Here is a 19,923-nt window from a genome sequence, read left to right as displayed (position 1 = left end):
AGCTAAAAATAGCCTCCCGAACCGCAGCTTTACTTGTTACACGGCTCGGGAGGCTTTTGAGTTGTTAGTTAATCAGTGCAGCTTTTTGTAAAAGCACATGCAGCACTTTAGCGGATGCCTCACGTGTTGCAGGTGCATTTGGTTTGAAGTAGGAGGAGTTTTGAATCGTTTCTCCGTTGATAATACCTGCTGCACTCACTTTTTCAATGCTGTCCTTGGCATAGCCTGCAAAGGATGAAGCATCATGATATGGTGTACGTGCAGGGCCAGTGACGGCCGCTTTAATTTGAAGCAGGTCTACAGCTTTACCCAGAATGACAGCAATTTCTTGACGACTGATATTAGCGTTCGGATCAAACTTGTCGCTGTTGCGGCCTGTAACCAATCCGGCCTCATAAGCGGCTGCCACATCGCCGATATACCAGCTACCAGCAGGAATATCACTGAATGGGGCAGCAGTGCCTGGTGTCAGGCCAAGTGCCCGGGTGATCAGAGCCGCAAATTCCGCACGTGTCACGTTCTTCTTTGGTGAGAAGGTCGTGTCGGTTGTACCGTTAATCAACAGTTTGTTCGCTAATGATTGAATTTCGGATTGCGCATATGACGATGAAATGTCTTCAAAGCTAACGGGACGCGTTGCAGCCGCATACGTCGAGAAGCCCGGACGGCTTACCTTGACAACGGTAGACCCATCTGCCTGCTTGGTGAAGACGGATGGAACCGGGTAGACGTTTCCGTTCGCTGCATAGAGCACACCGGCTGTATTCGGCTCAATTTGCCCAGGTACGGTAAAGGAACGGGTAATAAACTGCCCTGGAGCAACTTTGAGTGGTTGACTCTTGCCGTCAGCAATAACGTTAGCTTCAAACCCTACCGGTGTACCAATGACAGTCGAGCCTTTCAGTTTGCCTGTAAATATGCTGCTTTCCTGCACCTGGCTGCTGATAACCACTTCAAGGTTTGCACCCGCAGGAGCATTTTTCAGGGCAGATATCGGCAAAGCCAAGGAGGAACCTGTATTGCTCACAATCAGGCTGCTTCCTGCCGGAGCTTTACCCAGCGTTGCCAACTGTGCGGAAGTGAGCACTGCTTTGGTTGTTTGTCCTGCCTGACTGGCAGCCGACAATACGATAGCAGTTGGGCTGGAGCCCGCTGCGGTTACAGCAGCCTGCAAGTCTGCATCGGTTACTGTCAGCGACTGAACATTATTATTTAACACAATAGTTGTAGTTACAGCTTTTACAGTCTGTCCTTGCTTCACTACAGTTTGAAGTGAAGGAGCAGATGTAGCGACAGGAGTGGATGTGTTGGCTGCAGCAGAAGGTGTCGTATTGCTTCTGCCACCACCGCCTCCGCCTCCGCCGCCGTTACTACCGGAAGAAGTGTTATCCACTCGGATAGATATCATAGCGGTGAAGAATTTAGGGCCATCTGTATTGAACTCAACTTCGCCTTTTGCATTCAGTTCCGGGGCATTAACTCCCAGCTTATATACGCCGTCCTTCAAATGCTGAATGGTGAGCTGGCCGCTAGCGTCCAGAACAGGTCTTCCATTGGAATCCAATTCAATATAGCTTCCGTCAATATCCTTAAAGGAGTATGCGCCTTGTTTGAGGCGGGCATTGCTGCCTTCTTCCTTGGAAGTTGTAATCCCATCGATCTGGCCGATGAGCTTATCATCCAGACCGTATACATAAAGCGCAATCAGGTTGGTTTTATCCGTGGTCAGGCGGAAAGCCAGGTCTGTTGAGCGTTTGGCACCCGTTTGATTTGGATAAATAATCGGGTTGGTGAGACTCAGTTCCTGCAAGCCGAAGCCTGTTGCCGGATTTTCTTTGCCGACATGAACGACGAATGGCAGATGCAGTGTAGGCAGTCCGGCGCTTTTCAGAATAACTTCCCCTTCATATACACCTGTGGCTGCACTCGAATTTGGCTGTACAGACAGGAAGAACGGTTGTGATTTACCCGGTTCTGCCGAGATTGCGCCATTCGCGCCGACACCCTGCAGCTGCACGGCAATGTTGCTCACGTCAGGTGTGGTGATGGGTTTAGTAGGATCAGAGGTTACATTATTATGCAAAACGTAGCTGGCTTCGTACTGTACAGGGTTGGCCGACAGGTTTTTGAGCTGAAGCTGAATTTGCTTTGCAGCACTACCAGGCCGCATTAGTCCGAAGCTGGCGGAAGGATTGTAATTCACAACCTCCTGCCGATTAAAGTTTTTGTCGAGAATCGTAATCTTTTCGACAGTTTCCAGCAGGGCTGGCGTCTGAATCGCATTTGCGATGTTTACAAGGCCTGCACCTTGGGAATACACATCATATTGGGTCTTATTCTCATCGAAAAGTGTAACCGAAGTGTTTGCGAGAGCAGCACGGATATCGAAAGGTGTCCAGTTTGGATGCTGCTGCTTCAGTAGCACTGCCAGTCCAGCCACATGTGGGGAGGCCATACTGGTTCCGTTACTGCGTTTGTAAGCATACTCATAAGAAGCATCTGGATAGAACTTGGCAAAGGCAGGGTAGGTTGACATAATGTTAACTCCCGGTGCACTTACATCCGGCTTGATGCTCAGCAGCTCATCTCCGTTTGGTCCACGGGAGCTGAATCCGGCCATGGTATTACCGGAATTGTCAGTACGATGATAATCTTTTCCAAAAGTAATAAAGAATTTTTGTTTGTTGTTTTGACGCTCAATGATTTGTCTTGCCAGCGCGCGGCCTTCTTTTCCTACCATGTCAAAGGTAGGGATGTAATCCACGCCGTCACCTTGATTTGAATTAATGTAACCGTCGTAACTAGGGATAGATTCGTTCAGATTGGCTTGAGTGCTGTCGTCAAATTTCGCTTGACCATTAAAAATAATAATAGCCTTCGCACCATTTTGTTGTGCGTTCGCGATTTTTTCTACGAAGCCCAAGGCGCCACGGGATACGATTGCAACCTTACCTTTTACATCTTTAGAAGTGAAATCATCCGGATATCCCAAATTGGCATACACTACTTCCAATGGTTCTGTCCCTAAAATAGAAGCAAAATCCTCATGAAATGTTTGCCAACCCATCATATTAAGATGGTAATAGGTATCTGATGTAACTGTCATCAGTTTTTCATCATTACCATAGGTTACAAGATTAACCGATGCTTTATTTGAATAGCTATGGCTAGGTGAAGTGGCTGCACCGACGGAAATTGCTAGCTGGGCTGTTGCAGGGGAGCCCATTGAATAGTAATAGTTCCCGTTTTGCGCAGCATTACCGTTTGCAACGACCGCAACTACGCCGGAAAGCACAGCATTATTGATGGCAATGGAGTCCGGGGAGTTCGGGTCTTTTTCAGAGTCGGAGCCAAGTGACAGGTTAATGACGTTCATGCCGTCTTTGACAGCACGTTCAATACCGTCAATGACCTGTGCGGAGGAACCGGAGGAACGGCCCGTCTCGGTGTTGCGTCCAAGTACTTTATAAACGTATAAGTCCGATTTATAGGCAATCCCTTTTTGCACAATTTCCGAGGCTTTATTCGCGGCTTGGCCGGCAATTGTACCGGAGACGTGAGTACCGTGTGTTGTTCCGCTAAAACCTGTGCCATACGGGTCGTTCTCTTTATTAAGTAACGGTTCCTCGTAAGGATCGTTATCCTGCTCAAAAGAGTCATATCCACCCTTGTAAGCCGCTTTCAAATCCGGATGCTCATAATCGACACCGGTATCGATAACCCCGACCTTGATTCCTTCACCTGTTAATCCTTTGGCCCAGGCTTCGGGAACACCAATTTGATCCAGCGGTGCATTGTCATAGGTTGCTTCATTGGCTGTAAGTGTTGGTGGGTCCTGTACGGGGATCGAATAATATGTTTTGTTTTCGTGAATGGATTTTACACCTGGCAGTTTAGCCAATTCAGGAATTTTATTGGCTGGCAGCGTGACCTCCAGGCCATTAAGCACTGTGTTGTATTGGTAATTCACCTGAAGAGAAATACCGTGTTCTGCGGCTTTGTCCACGAACGTTGATTGCTCCGTGGCGATAGCGGATTCGGCTTTTTGCTCAGATTGAGCAGTGAAGGCTTGAGTGCCTGTCCGTGCCGCATATTTGTCTACGGCTATAGGCTCACCATCAAGCTGCACAATGACTCTGACCTGGCGGGAAGAGTCCGTGCTCAGCTCTGGCGAGATGAAGGCCGGAGCTGCCTCGACTGTTAATGCTTCCTGAGCCTTCAAAAACGAACCGGTTTGCAGATCTGCGGTAGCAGCAGAGCTGATGGACGGCAAAGACAAGCTTACCGTCAAGGCAAGAGCGAGTGATACGATAGGTATCTTTCTCAAAACGATCGGCTTTTTCAAAGATTTCCCTCTTTTCAATCAAAATATGATATGTCTACATACTAGGATTTGAAGCCACTGCCCCTGTTCTTACGCCTCCCTTAATAGCTGAATTAATAGAATTGACCACTGGTGACTAACTTGCCAGTTTTGAGGCATATATTACCATACGGGTGGGATATATTACTATATGTTTTTAATATTTTTAGAAAAAAGGGGGATTCACGTATATATTCCATGGAAATGTTATGAATTTACTAGATTATTTTTGAAATTGTTCGAAGGGGAATGGGAGAATGCGAGATTTAATGATATAATCTGCATTGGAATTGTTGAGTTTCACAATCATGTAAAATGCTTAACGCAAAGGAGTCGATTATGTTGGCAAAAACGTTGATTTTCGGGCACAAAAATCCGGATACGGATACCATTTGCTCAGCTATTGCTTATGCACATTTGAAAACCAAACTGGGTGCGGACGTAGAGCCGGTTCGTCTGGGTGAGGTAAACGGGGAAACGCAGTATGCACTGGATTATTTCAAAGTGAGCGCACCGCGTCTGGTTGAGCAGGTTGCTGTGGAAACAGACAGCGTCATTCTGGTCGATCATAATGAACGCCAGCAAAGTGCTGTTGATATTGACAAAGTAACAGTAACTGAAGTCATCGACCATCACCGGATCGCTAACTTTGAAACAAGCCAGCCGTTATACTTCCGTGCTGAACCTGTGGGCTGCACAGCTACCATTCTGAACAAGCTTTACAAGGAAAACGGTGTTGCGATTCCGAAAGAAATCGCAGGTTTGATGTTGTCTGCGATCATATCGGATTCCCTGCTGTTCAAATCCCCAACTTGCACCGATCAAGACGTAGCTGCTGCTCGTGAACTGGCTGAAATTGCTGGTGTAGATGCAGATCGTTACGGTTTTGATTTGCTTAAAGCGGGTGCTGATTTGAGCGGTCACACGATTGAGCAGCTGGTAAGTCTGGATGCAAAGGAATTCCAGATGAATGGACGCAAAGTGGAAATTGCACAAGTGAACGCGGTAGACGTAAACGACGTGTTGTCCCGTCAAGCTGAACTGGAAGCTGCCTTGTCCCAAACCATAGAAGCCAAAAACCTGGATTTGTTCCTGTTCGTCGTAACGGATATCGTGAACAGTGATTCCGTTGGTATTGCGCTGGGAAGCCAAGCACAAGCGGTTGAAAAAGCCTACAATGTGCAGCTGGACGACAACAAAGCTGTTCTGAAAGGCGTTGTATCCCGCAAATCGCAAATCGTCCCTGTATTGACAGACGCCTTTAACAGTCTGTAATTTTCATAGATTGGGATGGCAAGCTACACGCGGGGCGATTTTGGCTCTCGATATGTGTTAGCTGCCATTTAAAAATAAGCCTTTTGAACCCAACTGCGTCAAAGCAGGTGGAGCAGGAGGCTTATTTTTTCTTTAGTCTTCATACCATTTGTCTCCCGTCATTCTGGGGTCTGTCAGGCCGTAGCCTTTAACATCTTCAAAGGCGGAACGTACGCGAGATAAATAGGTTTGAAACTGGTTAATTTCCGATTCACTAAAGTCCGACATCAAACGGGAAGCTAGTCCTATGAAAAAAGGGTCCATTTGTTTAATCTTTCCTCTCCCTTTGTCGTTCAGGGAAACAAACACGCCTCGTTTGTCATTGGGATCATCATACTTGTTAATGTATCCATCCTGTTCAAGGGAAATAACCATAGAACTGATTGCTGCCCGGCTTACACCCATCTTTTCAGCCAAGCTAGAAGGAGAAGACATTTCATCCCTTTGCGCAGAGAGTACACAAAGCGCTATATATTGCCCGTAGGAGAGACCAAATTCACGTGAGCGTTTCTCCATGTTTTTACGTATTTCATATGTTATGGAAAATAAATCCACTAAAACACCAATCGGCTTATTGCCACCCGGAAACAAATTATAAGCCAGTTGACGTATTTCGGAGTCCAAGAAAAAGAACATACGATTCACCTCGATGTAGTTAATTAGTTAACTGTAATTTAATTAACCACTGGTTGCAATGATTTATACAAACTTTATTCCGCATTTTTTTGAAATGTATCTGCCAAGCGTCATATCCAAGGGCCGATGCACTGTTCAATGTCCTGATTGACAAAGGCTTGTATGGAGGGCTGGCGAAGGGTGCGTCCTTCTTGCCATCGCCACTCACTATATTGAACCTTGGCGGTATACATGGGCTGCACCCAAATTGCGTCTTGATGACGATCCGGTTTATTGACAAAAGGTCGCTCTGAAATCGTGTGCGGCATTAGGCGCTCGGTAAGCTGACGCCAATCTTCCCGAGTCAGCTTACCCGTACCTGCATGTCCGATGTATCGCAGCTTTCCCTGCTTATCATACTGACCCAGCAGTACAGCATTAATAACGCCGCCGTTTAGGGTATAGCCTCCGATGACGGCAATGATATCACCATAATTTTTGACCTTGATCCATCGTCCGTCCTGCCCACCCAATGTATATGAGCTGTCCAACCTTTTACATACAATGCCCTCCATGCCTTGGCTGCACATGACCTGAAATAGTGCTTGTCCGTCAGGATGGGCAGGAGCCAGTTGAATTCGTTCACTTGGTATAATGATCTGCTGTAGCAGATCAAGCCTTTCTTGCAACGACCTGCGATGAACCCACTCCCCGTTCAGATAAACAATATCAAACAGCATATAGGTGGCGGGCACAGCTTTATAGGCTGTTTGAATCCGATCCGTTCGGCGAATCAGATCGCGTCGCATGATTTCATGGAATGATGGCTTGCCATCGGCACCGAGTGCGATCATTTCCCCGTCCAGTATAACCGAATTTGCCTGACAGTAGGAGGAGAATGGAGCAAGTTCCGGGTACAGAGGCGTTCGTTCATGCTGCTTGCGGTTGAACAGACGCGTGTTGCCATGGTCGTGATACGTCAAAATTCTCGTGCCGTCCCATTTTATTTCGTAACGCCAACGCTCGTTATCTGCAGGGATTTTTTGGCTCTGCTCCGGTTCAAACGGGATGATCGGCTTCATTTCCGTACACAAATACAATACCTCCTCTTGCCTTTTTCCAATACTCCTAGTTTCGACGACAGGCCTTTTTTTATGTACAAGATGTTTCACTGGTCTGCCAATCGGGGAATGATAAGGATATCCTGCATTACGGGATTTTTTCAGGCAGAAAGGGGATTGGTTTCATGAGGGAGATTCGCGAGGAGGAACATGCAGTAGTCATGGTGGAGGATGGACAGGTGGTTGCAGAAGTCGGCTATAGATCCTTAGATGACCACGCTTTGGTTATTGACCATACATTTGTATCGGAGCAGTTGCGAGGGCAAAAAATCGGTATGGAGCTGATTGACAAAGTGGTTGATATGGCCAGGGATCAGCATAAAAAAGTAGTCCCGGCTTGCTCATACGCGTTGGCCTTGTTCAAGCGCCATCACGAATACAGTGACGTTTGGCAGCAATAATGCGGAGATAAACGTGTCTTGGATATATATTTTGCACAACACCGGATCGGTAATCACAGGTAATCAGACCTTCCGGTGTTTTTTGGCGTGGATAAAGTGTGAGCAGTAAATGGATTTCAGTGCTTATATATGGAAGTAACAGGTTATCCTAAGATGGTGAAGCACATTTTTGGACAAATAGCTGTGAAATTGTTCATACTGTTGTCACTTCACAGGCTGATCATGAGTTCTATATAATATATTAAGGTTATGACTACGACAGAAAATAAAAACCAGAATTTAAACGAAGGAGACGCTTATTATGAGTAAAGCGAGTGAGGACAAGCAGTATGTTCCAACGAGCAATCGTAATTTTACAGCCTTGATTATCACCGTTTCCATTATAGCCAACGTGATTATTTTGCTGCTATTCTTTTCGCCGATCGGATATCAGGGCGGTGTAAGCTTTGACATTACGATTTTCCCAAGGCTAAATGCGATTTTTAACAGCTTCACCTTTATTTTTCTGGTGGCTGCGCTGATTGCTATTTTCAAAAAGAACATCAAGGTGCATAAAGTCTTTATTCTGCTGGCCTTTGCCAGTACCGTTTTATTTTTATTCTCCTATCTGACCTTCCACTACATTTCGCCGGACACTGCAAAATATGGCGGGGTGGGTATTCTTCGGCCGATCTACTTTACGCTGCTGATTTCCCATAGTATCCTGGCTGCGATTATCGTACCGTTGGCGTTGTTCACAGTTGTTTGGGGATGGACCATGCAGGTAGCCAAGCACCGTAAAATTGCGCGCTGGACCATGCCAATTTGGCTGTATGTCAGCTTGACCGGGGTACTCGTGTACGTGTTCATGGCTCCTTATTATTAAGCGTTAAACCTTGATTCAACCCACTGTAGGTTCAATGAAGGAAAAAAGACGTCTCTGCTGTCAGAGGCGTCTTTTTTATGCTTATATAAAAGAAAAATTATTCCTTCTTAATTAATTTTATTGAAAAAACGTTCCTTCTCTACCGGCATTTCTGTTATAATTTACCTTAATCAACTAGAACAAGGGGGTCACCATGTGACAAAGAAAGCGAAAGGCAGGTTGCGGTTGCTTGTATCTATGCTGGCGCTGGTTGTACTGCTAAGCAGCTGCGGTGGCGGAAGCTCAAAACCGGAAAACGTAAACGAAGGGAAAGTGACACTGCAATTTTGGACGATTGCGCTACAACCGACATTTACCCCGTATTTCAACCGAGTGATTGCCGATTATGAGCAGAAGAACCCCGATGTCAAAATTGACTGGAAGGACTACCCTTACGATGCGGTGACCAACAAGCTGTTGACGAGTATTGCTAGCGGGAGCAGTCCGGATGTGGTCAATCTCAATACGGAATTCGCCAGCCAAATGGGCTCCAAGGGTGCTGTTGTTGATATGAATGAGTACTTGTCCCCGGAGGAGAAGGCTGCTTATTTCGAAGGTATCTATAATTCCACAGTCATTAATGGAAAGGCTTACGCGTTGCCTTGGTATACGGGTACGGAAGTGCTTTACATGAATACGAAGCTGGTGAAGGCTGCCGGATTGGACCCTGCCCATCCGCCCAAAACTCGGGAGGAGCTGTCTGAATGGGGCCGCCAGGTCAACAGAAAATTAGGTAAAGCAGGTTATGCGCAGCAGCTTGTATCCAAGCTTTTTGCCATAGATGGTATTCCAATTTTGAATAAAGAAAAGACGGCCGCTGCGTTCAATACACCAGAAGCGGTCACTATGATCGATAATCTAAAAAAGCAAATGGAAGATGGAGTCATCCTTAAAGAAGACGCTGATTTTGCACAGCAAGTGAAATATTATGCCGGAGAGCAGGTTGCCTTCGAGCTGGCAGGCCCAACGTTTATCAATTTTATCAAAACGGCTGCGCCGGACGTATATAAGAACACGATCGCCGTTCCTGTACCTACAGGTAAAGCCGATGTGCGGCTATCCAACTCCATGAATCTGGTCGTGCCCACCAAGTCTGCACATGTGAATGAAGCGGTGAAGTTTGCCGTTTTCCTGACAAATGCGGAGAGCCAGACGGCTTTTTCCAAAGCGGCTAATACGCTGCCTTCCACGAAGGATTCCATTAAAGATCCGTACTTCACACAGTCAGACCAATCACTGGAAGCACAGGCGAAAGTGGTATCTGCGCAAAGCCTGGATAAGGCGACAGACTACATGGTCGGTGTGCCTAATGCCAAGGACGTGAACAGCGCTGTTACACGTGCCTTCCAAAATATAATATTGAACGGAACGGACACGAAGGAGACGCTTGCCGCTTTGGAGAAGGAAGTGAATGACATTTTAAAGCAGTAGGCTCAGCAGGGGAGTGAAGTGAATACTCCCCTGCTCATTTATCAAAAACGGGTGGTGATGCAGCATGATCAAATGGTTGAGGTCGGAATCCTTTACGGCCTGGGCCTTCATGACACCGGGACTGTTGTTGCTTGCCGTCTTTGTATTTTGGCCTATTATCTACAGCATCCCGCTGGCCTTGACGGACTATTCGGTCATATCGGATACCCATTATGTCGGTCTGGCTAATTTTGAGGCAGCGTTTAAGGACCGCAACTTCCTCATTTCGATCTGGAACTCATTAGTGTATGTGCTCATTGTTCCCTTTCTTCAGATTTTCTCCATCCTGATGGCCGTGCTGGTGAACAGTCGTATACCGGCCATTAAAATATTTCGAACCACCTATTACATTCCTGTCGTAACTTCCATGGTAGCGGTGGCCTTAATTTGGAGCTGGCTGCTGGGCAATAACAGCGTTGTGAACTATCTGCTCATCAAGGTCGGCATAATCAGCAGGGAGATACACTGGTTATCGGACAGTAATTTAGCCTTGTATGTACTCATGTTCATCACGTTGTGGAAGGGACTCGGGTATTATATGATGCTCTATCTGGCAGGTTTACAGAACATTCCACAAGATCTGTACGAAGCGGCCAGAGTGGATGGGGCAAGCCGCTGGCGGCTGATCGTTCATATAACCCTCCCGTTATTAAGGCCCTACATCCTGTTTTGCACACTCATTTCGCTTATGGCGGCTATTCGTGTATTCGACGAAGTGTATGTGCTGACCAAGGGTGGACCGGGAACGGCCACATTAACCTCCAGCTTGTATATTTTCCAAAAAGGGATGGAGCAATTTAACTTTGGTTATGCCTCGGCGCTCGGCTTGATTGTCGGCGCAGTGATTGCGGTGTTCAGTATTATCGTATTTCGATTCAATAGGAAAGGTGGTGTCAATCCCTATTGATGAGTCTAAAGAATGACAAAAAGCTACACTCACCCCTTCCGAGAGATGAAAATAGCCGGATCATGCGCAAACTGGGGCGAATTGTGAGAATGACGGTAATCTATGTATTGCTGGTGCTGCTCGCTCTTTTTTTAATGGGACCATTTCTGTGGCTACTTAGCGTATCGCTCATGCCGGGTCGTAACATTTTTTCATCGCCGCCCGCCATTTTCCCGACCTTTATTGATTTTGACAATTACGTTCAGGTATGGCAGTTTATGGATTTTCCAATGTATATCCTGAATACGGTGATTATTACAGTGCTGGGTGTTGTGCTTAATGTAATACTCGCCAGCCTGACAGGATATCCCTTGGCCGTATTTCATTTTAAGGGTAAAAATCTGGTGTTTACACTGCTGATTGCCACGATGATTATTCCTTCTTACACCGCATTTATTGTGCATTATTTGACCATTCAAGGACTTCATCTGGGTAACACCTATTTGGGTGTGGTACTGCCCGGAGCGGTCTCTGTGTTTAACATTTTTCTGATGCGGCAGACGTTTATTCATATTCCTACCGATGTGCGTGATTCCGGCAAAATGGATGGCGCTTCGGAGTTTCGAATTTGGTGGCAGCTGGTGCTTCCGTTGGTGAAGCCGGCGCTCGCCGTGATTTCTTTGCTGGAGGCCATGTCGTTCTGGAACAGCTTTCTGTGGCCTATCGTTATTTTGAACGACACGGAACTATACCCGCTGGCGGCTGCGCTCACCTATCTCAACGGTCAATTTGCCTATAACTTCGGCTGGATTGCAGCGGGCACGATGATTTCAGTGCTGCCGATTATTATATTGTTCCTGTTTACACAACGCTACTATATGGAAGGTCTGGCAGGAGCGGTGAAGGGCTAGGCTGGAAATCCCCGCTACGGATAGCCCGTGAATGGAAGGAGAGGCGATTGCAATGGGACTAACACCGCAGGAGATTCAATATTATTTTCGGGATGTGTATGACAGTGGAGAAAAGCTGGTTGTACCTGAACCGCGTCTAGTTTGTGAACTGTCCTCTCGCTTTGCGATGAATCAGGAGTATGAAGGTGTGCTGGACCCCGAGGGACCGATCAAGCTGATTTTACCTCCGGGACCGGGCGTGCCGACTGAAACACGAGGCAGCGTGCAGTTGGTACTGGAGTATGATGGAACGCTCGTTGCAGACGGATATCGGCTGGAGATTCAGAAGGAGGGCCGGATTGAAATCCATGCTCCCAATAAAAGAGGGCTCAAATACGGCATGGATGCCCTGCATCTCCTGCTTCAGGTTGAACAGAAGCGGTGTACTTTGCCGGTGCTATCTCTTCGGGATGAGCCTTCATTTCCGGTCAGAGGAATTATTGAAGGCTTTTACGGAGAGCCGTGGAGCTTCGCAGATCGGCTGGATGCCGTCTGTTTTATGGCTGCGCATCGTATGAACACGTTTATGTATGCCCCCAAGGATGATCCGTATCATCGCGGGCTATGGCGGGAGCCGTATCCTGAGGATACATTTGATCAGATCCGCGAATTAAAAGAAGCCTGCGACCGGAATGAGGTTGATTTTCATTACTGTATCAGTCCAGGGAATGATCTGAGCTTTGGCAGCGATGAGGATTTTGTCAGATTGACGGAAAAGCTGGCGGCTGTGATGGCTATTGGCGTACGGCACTTTGCTGTCTTAATGGATGATATTGATTATGTGCTAAAAGGGGAAAACCGACATTTGCTGGGTCGCTCGGGTCACGCTCATGTCTTTTTGACCAACAAGGTGCATACATGGCTGACCGAGCGGCTGCCTGAGTTTACACTGACGGTATGTCCTTCGGAGTACTGGTCGTATTGGGATACGGAATATAAAAAGGATTTCCGTGAGCGCTTGCACCCGGACATTAAAGTGTTTTGGACAGGGTACTTTGTTTTTGCCCCGCAGATTAGTCGAGAGCATGCCGCTGAGAATCATGCATTCTTTGGGCATGAGCTATGGCTGTGGGATAACATCCCGGTAAATGATTGCGATCGTGATCGCTTGTTCCTCGATCCACTGCGCGGACGGTATTCCAGGCTTCCGGACTGTGGACATACCGGGATGGTGGCCAATCCGATGAATCAGTGGGAGTGCTCCAAAGTGACGCTCATTACGATGGCCCACTACATGTGGAACAGTGAGCGGTACATGCCGGAACTCTCTTGGGCATGGGCTGCGCGTGAGCTGGCGGGTGAGCGCACGGAAGAATTCATGTTTTTCTGTCGTCAAAACAGGAACAGCCGCCTGGGCGGCAGCACGTATGAGGACGTGGATTTTGCCTTGCAATCCCGCGACATCCCTGCGCTGGATATGTACTTTGAGCGGCTGCTTCAGGCCGTGAACGCTCTGCGGAGCGTACCGGCCGATGACCCTGCGGCCGGGTTCGCGTCCCAGGCTGCACCGTGGCTGGAGCGCGCCGAACTGGACGTGAGCCTGTGGCGAGTGCTGCGACAAGCCGTGCTCAGCAGCGGGCGGCAGGATGATGTCCGGTCACGGGGGAGCGGCACGCAAAGCGAAGTGACTGGCGGGCAAGAGCCACCGCCGTTGAGGGACGAAGCCATTGCCAAGCTGCGAAGCGGCATTACCGCTTGTCTGGAAGCGAAGGCTCGGCTGGGAAGTAATCCGGCCATCCGTGCTGCCGAGCAGTGGGGCTACGTCGATCAGGATGAGCCGGGCAAATATCGGCTTAATCTATAGACTTTAGCTGTTGAAAAGAACCCAGACAGCGTAATTGCTCTGAAAATCATGACCGCTGTGAGCATAGCCGTAAGTATAACAGTAATTTTCAGGAGAGGTGGAGCGTGTTGGTGAAGTCAAACACCCGTGTGCTTTTTGTGCCGCTGGATGAACGGCCCTGTAATTATGAATTTCCTTATTTACTGGCCCAGGGCACCGACTTGCAAATGGAGCGGCCTCCATTGGAATGGATGGGACAAAAGAAAACCCCCGGCGATACGGCCAGACTATGGGCATGGCTCGAAGAACGTGCGGCTGCAACTGATGGAGCCATTATTGCGATGGATACGTTGCTGTACGGTGGAATTGTACCTTCTCGATTGCATGAAATGACGAGTGAGCAGATCAGAGGCAGGGTGAATCGCCTTCGCAGGCTCAAACAGCTATATCCACAGCTGACGCTATACGCATTTCAACTGATTATGCGTTGCCCGCAATATTCTTTGGCTGACGAAGAACCGGATTACTACGCTGATTGGGGCCGCGAGATATTCAGGAAGGGCTTCATTGAGCATCGTCAGGAACTGGGAATCGCTACCCCGGAGGAACTGCTTGAACTAGCTGATATCAACCGACGTTTGCCTGTAGAAATACTAGGGGATTATTTGGGTCGTCGCCGTGTGAATTTGGAGGCCAATGAAGCAGCACTGGAGCTGGTAGCAGAGGGTGTCATTGATTTTATGATTATTCCGCAGGATGATTCGGCCCCCTATGGCTATACCGCCAAGGATCAGCAGCAGCTAAGAAGTCGTATTTCCGAACTCGCTCTAGATTTAAACGTGTATATGTATCCAGGAGCAGACGAGGTAGGATGTACGTTGCTGGCGCGTTGGGTTAACCAGGCGAATCAGGCTGTACCGCTGATATATCCCCGCTTGTCCGCCTTGCAAGGGGCATTCGTTGTTCCGCTTTTTGAGGATCGCTACTTTTATGAAACCTTAAAATATCAGATTATGGCAGCAGGTGGGCTGATTGCTTCCTCAGCAGCGGAGGCTGATTTGATTTTGTTGGCTAATACCCCTGGCGATACGATGGCAGAAGCTTCATCCCAGCAGCGTGCAATGGCCGGATATGATGTACATCGGAATGTAGTAGAGCTGGTCGAATACGGTGCTCACATGCTGCATTATGAGGGCAAAAACATTGCCGTCGCTGATGTAGGCTATGCCAATGGTGCAGATCTCAAGCTGCTTAGACTATTGAAGCAAAAAGGACTGCTTTTTAAGCTGGCAGGCTATGCAGGCTGGAATACAAGCTCCAATACGCTTGGAACCGTCATCGCACAGTCGATGCTGTATACCCACTATGGACCCACGGAGGAGCATCTGGATTTTCTGGCGTTGCGTTATACCGAGGATGCCTGTTATTGCGCTGTAGTGCGTACCGCTATGAATAATGGAATTGTGGAACAGATGGGCTTTAACAAGTTTATGCTCGATGGACAGAGGGGCTCGGTTGCTGCGGTTATTCGCGGGCGGCTGCAGCGGGCGCTTGAGGAGTATGTGAACGGGCCGGAGGACTGCGTGGAAATAACAGATTGCTATATGCCGTGGAACCGCACCTTTGAAGTCGGCTTGACCGTACGGCATTATGCCGAGGAGAGAGGGTGATCCCCATAGAAATAGAAGGTGTGCTATCAAAAGTGCAGCATGGTCTGATTGTATCCTGTCAGGCGCTTCCAGATGAACCGCTGCATGGAGCGGACTTGATGGTCAAAATGGCGCTTGCCGCACAGCAGGGCGGAGCTGTAGCGATTCGCGCCAATGGCGCAGCGGATGTGCGAGCGATCAAACAGGCGCTTTCTTTGCCAGTCATCGGTTTGATTAAGCGAGATTATGATGATTCTGATATTTACATTACGCCGACTCTTCGTGAGATGGAGGAACTGGTTGAGGCGGGCGCGGATATCATCGCGCTGGATGCCACACTGCGTCCGCGTCCGGGAGGATGCAAGCTCAAGCGGCTCATAGATTACGCCCATGAGCATGGAGTAACTTCCATGGCGGATATATCGACATTGGAGGAGGCGCTTCATGCGGCTTCCCTTGGTGTAGGCTGCGTATCCACAACATTGTCTGGTTATACGCCATACTCTGCTCAGATGGATGGCCCTGATCTGGAACTGGTTCGAAGAGCGTCGGAATTGGTTCCCGTTCCTTTAATTGCAGAGGGCAGAATCCATGATCCGGCACAGGTCGAGGAAGCATTTCGGCTGGGTGCACATGCAGTGGTTGTAGGCTCGGCGATTACCAGACCTCAATTGATTACGCAGCGGTTTGCCGATGCCGCAAGGAAGGCAGTGAACAGCATCTATGGAGATGAACGACAGGATTAACACGTATTTTCCTTCATTAACAAAATCGGAGCAAAAAGTCGCCTTGTGCGTACTGGAGCGTCCCGCAGATATCATCTATTTCTCCGTAACAGAGCTGGCTGATTTTGCAGGCACAGGTGAAACGACCGTCATGCGTTTTTGCCGGAAGATTGGTTTCAAAGGCTATCAGGATTTCCGATTGTCCCTGGCACAAAACCAAACTTATCGCAAAACCGATATAGGCGGGGAAAGCTTTGACCCGGATAATGAACATGATATCACCCGCACAGTGTATCACAACATGCTCGATATTTTGCACTCCAGCATGGGGCTTCTAGACCATTCAGAGCTTGGACGCGCGATAGCGTGCCTCGATCAGGCGGGCTATGTCCAATTTTTTGGTGTAGGCGCTTCAGGGATTTCTGCGCAGGATGCCAAAAACCGCTTCTTACGAATCGGGCGGCGCGCCGAGGCTGTGGCAGATGGTCATATTCAGTCGATGATGGCGGTGTCCATGAAGCCCGGGGATGTGGCTATCGGCATCAGTGTATCGGGAAGTACGCTGGATACGAACGACATGCTGTACAAGGCCAAGCAAAACGGTGCAACAGTTATCGCAATTACGAATTATGCAAAATCGCCAATCACCTCTATTGCAGATATCGTGTTGTTGACCGCAGGCAAGGAAGCCCCGATGGAGGGCGGCTCGATTGGTGCTAAAATCTCACAGCTATTCGTGATTGACCTCCTCTGTGAAGGACTTGCACGCAAGCGCACCAATCACACCAAGCAGATGAAGGAAAAAACAGCGAGGGCGGTTATTGAGCGCAGCTATTGAGATTTTAATTTGAAATATCGTATTCTCTCCCTGATTCATGGCTTGTTTTTGTATTGGTATATGAGTTGCTACTATGTATTTCGATTCAACACCAACGTGTGAATGAAATACAAGGCAGCTACCTTAAGAAAGGTTTATGCAAAAATGTTTACGGGAAAAGGCTGTATGTCTATATTGTGGGGCAATGAGGAGGACGCTGTGGTGGCAGATGCTGTGAACAGAGTCATTGGTATTGACATTGGAGGTACATCGGTGAAAGCTGCCCTTGTGGCACGGGATGGAGCTGTACTTGATGAAATCCGACTGGATACAGACGCTTCCCGTGGACGTGAATGGGTATTATCGCGGGTGTCCGAGTCGGTATATGGACTGATGCGTTCTTTTGGAGACACCAGCGTAAATATGGGTATAGACGCTCTGGGAATTGCCACCGCAGGCAGAGTCAATGTTGAGAGCGGTGAAGTTGTATATGCCACCGACAACCTGCCTGGCTGGCAGGGTACATCCTTGGTAACGTGGGCTAGAGAAAAGCTGGCTGTACGCGCCATTGCTGATAATGATGCGAACGCCGCTTTGCTTGGAGAGTCGTGGCAGGGAGCGGGAAAGGGCAAGCAGCGCCTGGCTATGCTCACCTTGGGAACAGGTGTCGGCGGTGCATTTATGGAGCATGGCCTCCTGTGCAGAGGGGCTCATTGGAGCGGCGGTGATTGGGGACACAGTATTTTATTCCCGGGCGGTCTCCCCTGCAATTGCGGAAAAAAAGGCTGCGCCGAGCAGTATGTATCGGGCACAGCCCTGTTACGGCGGGGCACGGAATACACGGGCAGGCTCTACCGCTCGGGGAACGAGATCATGCAGGAGGCCGCTCGCGGTGACCTGGAGGCCATCCGGGTGCTGGATGAATACACCGCAGATTTAGCTGTGCTTTTGGCTAATATTTCGGTGACGCTTGATCCTGAGGCGATTATTGTAGGCGGGGGAGTGGCAGACGCGGGAGAAGTCTGGTGGCCCTTGCTGGAAAAGCATTTGCACCTGATGGGAGTTAAAACGGAAGTAAGTCGGGCGTTGCTCGGCAATCGCGCTGGCATTATAGGTGCCGCACGGCTTGCTTTTGAAATAGCGGAGACTTAGCGCGAGCATGAAAGGGGAACAAACCATGACGCAAAATCGGCTTGATACCGACATCGTTGTGATTGGCGGAGGTCTGGGGGGGACATCGGCAGCGCTTGCGGCAGCGAAGGCTGGCATGAGAGTTATCATGACGGAGGAAACGGATTGGTTGGGAGGACAGCTAACTTCACAGGCTGTTCCCCCGGATGAGCATCGATGGATCGAACAGTTTGGCTGCACAGCGACATACCGCGAGTTCCGAAATCGTGTACGGGATTATTACCGTCAGAACTATCCGTTAACGGAAGAAGCCCATAATGATCCCATTCTCAATCCTGGCAACGGCTGGGTCAGTCGTCTGGCCCATGAACCACGAGTAGCTTTGCGGGTGCTTGAGGATATGCTTGCTCCTTATCTGAATACAGGGCGCGTTCGTGTATATTATCACACCGTGCCAGTTGCCGCTCAGACGGATGGGGACTGTATTACTTCTGTAACCGTTCGTACCCTCAATAACCCTGATCATAAGTGTGGAGTTAGCGTGCTGTGCGGAGCGTTTTATTTGGATGCGACGGAGTGTGGCGATCTTCTTCCTCTGGCGGGAGTGGAGCATACGAGTGGAGCGGAGTCGCGGGAAGCTACGGGTGAGCCACATGGACTGAAGTGTGCTGATCCTTTGGATATGCAATCTATCACACATGTGGCTGCTGTGGATTATATTCCCCAAGGAAACTTCATTATAGAGCGGCCGCAACAATATGATTTCTGGAGAAATTATATCCCTTCTTTTTCGCGGTTCCCAATTTTAAGCTGGTTCGCGACAGACGCAGATGATACCAGCAAACTAAAACGGTTCACATTATTTCCTAATGATCAGGGCATCGTATCCTTATGGGATTATCGCCGTATTGTAGATCCCTCCATATGGAGCGAACCGTTAAATGATGGTGAGGTTACTCTTTTAAACTGGGCGCAAAATGATTATTACCTCGGTCCGTTGATCGGTGTCACCGCTCAGGAGCAGGCAAGACATCGAGAAGGAGCGCGTGAGTTGACTCGGTCATTAATCTATTGGCTTCAGACCGAAGCCCCCCGGTTGGATGGAGGATTCGGTTATCCGGGAATTCGGCCACGAGGAGATTTTCTTGGCACCTCGGATGGTCTGGCTAAAACAGCTTATATTCGCGAGTCACGCCGGATTCAGGCTAAGTATACGATATCAGAGTTTGATGTAAGCCGTGAGCTGCGGGGAGAGGAAGGGCCCAAGCGATATGTAGACAGTGTAGGTGTTGGCAGCTATCATTTAGATCTTCATCCGACTACGGTATCTCAACGGACATTTTATATCCCTAACTATCCTTATGAAATCCCGTTGGGCTCTCTTATACCGATAAGAGTACGTAATCTGCTTCCTGCTTGTAAAAATATAGGGATGACCCAAATCGCAAATGGCTGCTATCGTCTGCATCCTACAGAGTGGAACATAGGAGAAGCAGCTGGAAGTCTGGCGGCTTACTGCGTTTCTAACGGAATATATCCAAATGAAGTGAGCGAATCATCAGAACGTCTGGGACGGTTTCAAAACAGCCTTCTTCGCCAGGGAGTGGAGCTACATTGGCCTGCTGAGGTATTTGAGCCGGAGGGAGTCACCAGCTAAAGCGAGGGGCAACTAGCCCCTTGGCTGAGTTTAATGAAGCGGAGAAGGGGAATTCGGCCTAGTAATAAAAATTCAAAAAAAGTGCTTGCTAAGTTGTTTGGGTTTGTGATATATTATTTTAGCTGACAACAAAACAG

Annotated in this window: 15 protein-coding genes; 12 read left to right on the top strand and 3 right to left on the bottom strand. The window is 48.6% G+C overall.

Annotated elements, in window-relative coordinates:
- Positions 1-64: 64 nt before the first annotated feature.
- Positions 65-4,345 (bottom strand): S8 family serine peptidase, encoded by a 4,281-nt coding sequence (locus tag KQI_RS0119230; protein WP_010348510.1) that lies wholly within the window; start codon positions 4,343-4,345, stop codon positions 65-67.
- A 357-nt stretch (positions 4,346-4,702) separates the two neighbouring features.
- Between KQI_RS0119230 and KQI_RS0119225 the strand changes: the two genes are divergently transcribed.
- Positions 4,703-5,638: a manganese-dependent inorganic pyrophosphatase gene (locus KQI_RS0119225; RefSeq protein WP_029390247.1), complete on the top strand. Its 936-nt coding sequence runs from the start codon at positions 4,703-4,705 to the stop codon at positions 5,636-5,638.
- 132 nt (positions 5,639-5,770) lie between these two features.
- Here KQI_RS0119225 and KQI_RS0119220 read toward each other — a convergent pair whose 3' ends face one another.
- Positions 5,771-6,313 carry a MarR family winged helix-turn-helix transcriptional regulator gene (locus KQI_RS0119220; RefSeq protein WP_010348508.1) on the bottom strand — a complete coding sequence of 181 codons (543 nt, stop codon included), beginning with the start codon at positions 6,311-6,313 and terminating at the stop codon, positions 5,771-5,773.
- A gap of 110 nt (positions 6,314-6,423) precedes the next feature.
- Positions 6,424-7,374 carry an ATP-dependent DNA ligase gene (locus tag KQI_RS0119215; protein WP_039774598.1) on the bottom strand — a complete coding sequence of 317 codons (951 nt, stop codon included), beginning with the start codon at positions 7,372-7,374 and terminating at the stop codon, positions 6,424-6,426.
- A 164-nt stretch (positions 7,375-7,538) separates the two neighbouring features.
- Between KQI_RS0119215 and KQI_RS0119210 the strand changes: the two genes are divergently transcribed.
- The 11 genes from KQI_RS0119210 (at position 7,539) to KQI_RS0119160 (ending at position 19,786) form a co-directional block, all read left to right on the top strand.
- Positions 7,539-7,814, top strand: coding sequence for a GNAT family N-acetyltransferase (locus KQI_RS0119210; RefSeq protein WP_010348506.1), 276 nt, complete (start codon positions 7,539-7,541; stop codon positions 7,812-7,814).
- 301 nt (positions 7,815-8,115) lie between these two features.
- A complete protein-coding gene (locus KQI_RS0119205; RefSeq protein ID WP_010348505.1) occupies positions 8,116-8,679 on the top strand; it encodes a DUF420 domain-containing protein in 564 nt (187 codons plus the stop codon).
- 195 nt (positions 8,680-8,874) lie between these two features.
- Positions 8,875-10,149: an ABC transporter substrate-binding protein gene (locus KQI_RS0119200; protein ID WP_010348503.1), complete on the top strand. Its 1,275-nt coding sequence runs from the start codon at positions 8,875-8,877 to the stop codon at positions 10,147-10,149.
- A gap of 64 nt (positions 10,150-10,213) precedes the next feature.
- Entirely contained in the window at positions 10,214-11,095 is an 882-nt protein-coding gene (locus tag KQI_RS0119195; RefSeq protein WP_010348502.1) for a carbohydrate ABC transporter permease, read from the top strand.
- Complete coding sequence (locus tag KQI_RS0119190) at positions 11,095-11,985, top strand: carbohydrate ABC transporter permease (RefSeq protein ID WP_010348501.1); 891 nt, start codon at positions 11,095-11,097, stop codon at positions 11,983-11,985. The genes KQI_RS0119195 and KQI_RS0119190 overlap by 1 nt, the downstream gene beginning before the upstream one ends.
- 52 nt (positions 11,986-12,037) lie before the next feature.
- Complete coding sequence (locus tag KQI_RS0119185; RefSeq protein WP_010348500.1) at positions 12,038-13,828, top strand: protein O-GlcNAcase; 1,791 nt, start codon at positions 12,038-12,040, stop codon at positions 13,826-13,828.
- A gap of 107 nt (positions 13,829-13,935) precedes the next feature.
- On the top strand, positions 13,936-15,477 hold the full coding sequence (locus tag KQI_RS0119180; RefSeq protein ID WP_029390245.1) for a DUF4127 family protein: 1,542 nt from the start codon (positions 13,936-13,938) through the stop codon (positions 15,475-15,477).
- 5 nt (positions 15,478-15,482) lie between these two features.
- Positions 15,483-16,202 (top strand): N-acetylmannosamine-6-phosphate 2-epimerase, encoded by a 720-nt coding sequence (locus KQI_RS0119175; RefSeq protein ID WP_029390244.1) that lies wholly within the window; start codon positions 15,483-15,485, stop codon positions 16,200-16,202.
- Complete coding sequence (locus KQI_RS0119170; protein WP_010348497.1) at positions 16,180-17,019, top strand: MurR/RpiR family transcriptional regulator; 840 nt, start codon at positions 16,180-16,182, stop codon at positions 17,017-17,019. The genes KQI_RS0119175 and KQI_RS0119170 overlap by 23 nt, the downstream gene beginning before the upstream one ends.
- A 165-nt stretch (positions 17,020-17,184) precedes the next feature.
- On the top strand, positions 17,185-18,150 hold the full coding sequence (locus KQI_RS0119165; protein ID WP_050543726.1) for an ROK family protein: 966 nt from the start codon (positions 17,185-17,187) through the stop codon (positions 18,148-18,150).
- A gap of 25 nt (positions 18,151-18,175) precedes the next feature.
- Positions 18,176-19,786 (top strand): FAD-dependent oxidoreductase, encoded by a 1,611-nt coding sequence (locus tag KQI_RS0119160; protein WP_029390243.1) that lies wholly within the window; start codon positions 18,176-18,178, stop codon positions 19,784-19,786.
- Positions 19,787-19,923: the final 137 nt, after the last annotated feature.

The organism is Paenibacillus peoriae KCTC 3763 (genome assembly GCF_000236805.1).
Classification (GTDB): domain Bacteria; phylum Bacillota; class Bacilli; order Paenibacillales; family Paenibacillaceae; genus Paenibacillus; species Paenibacillus peoriae.
This window is presented reverse-complemented; position numbering and strand designations above follow the sequence as displayed.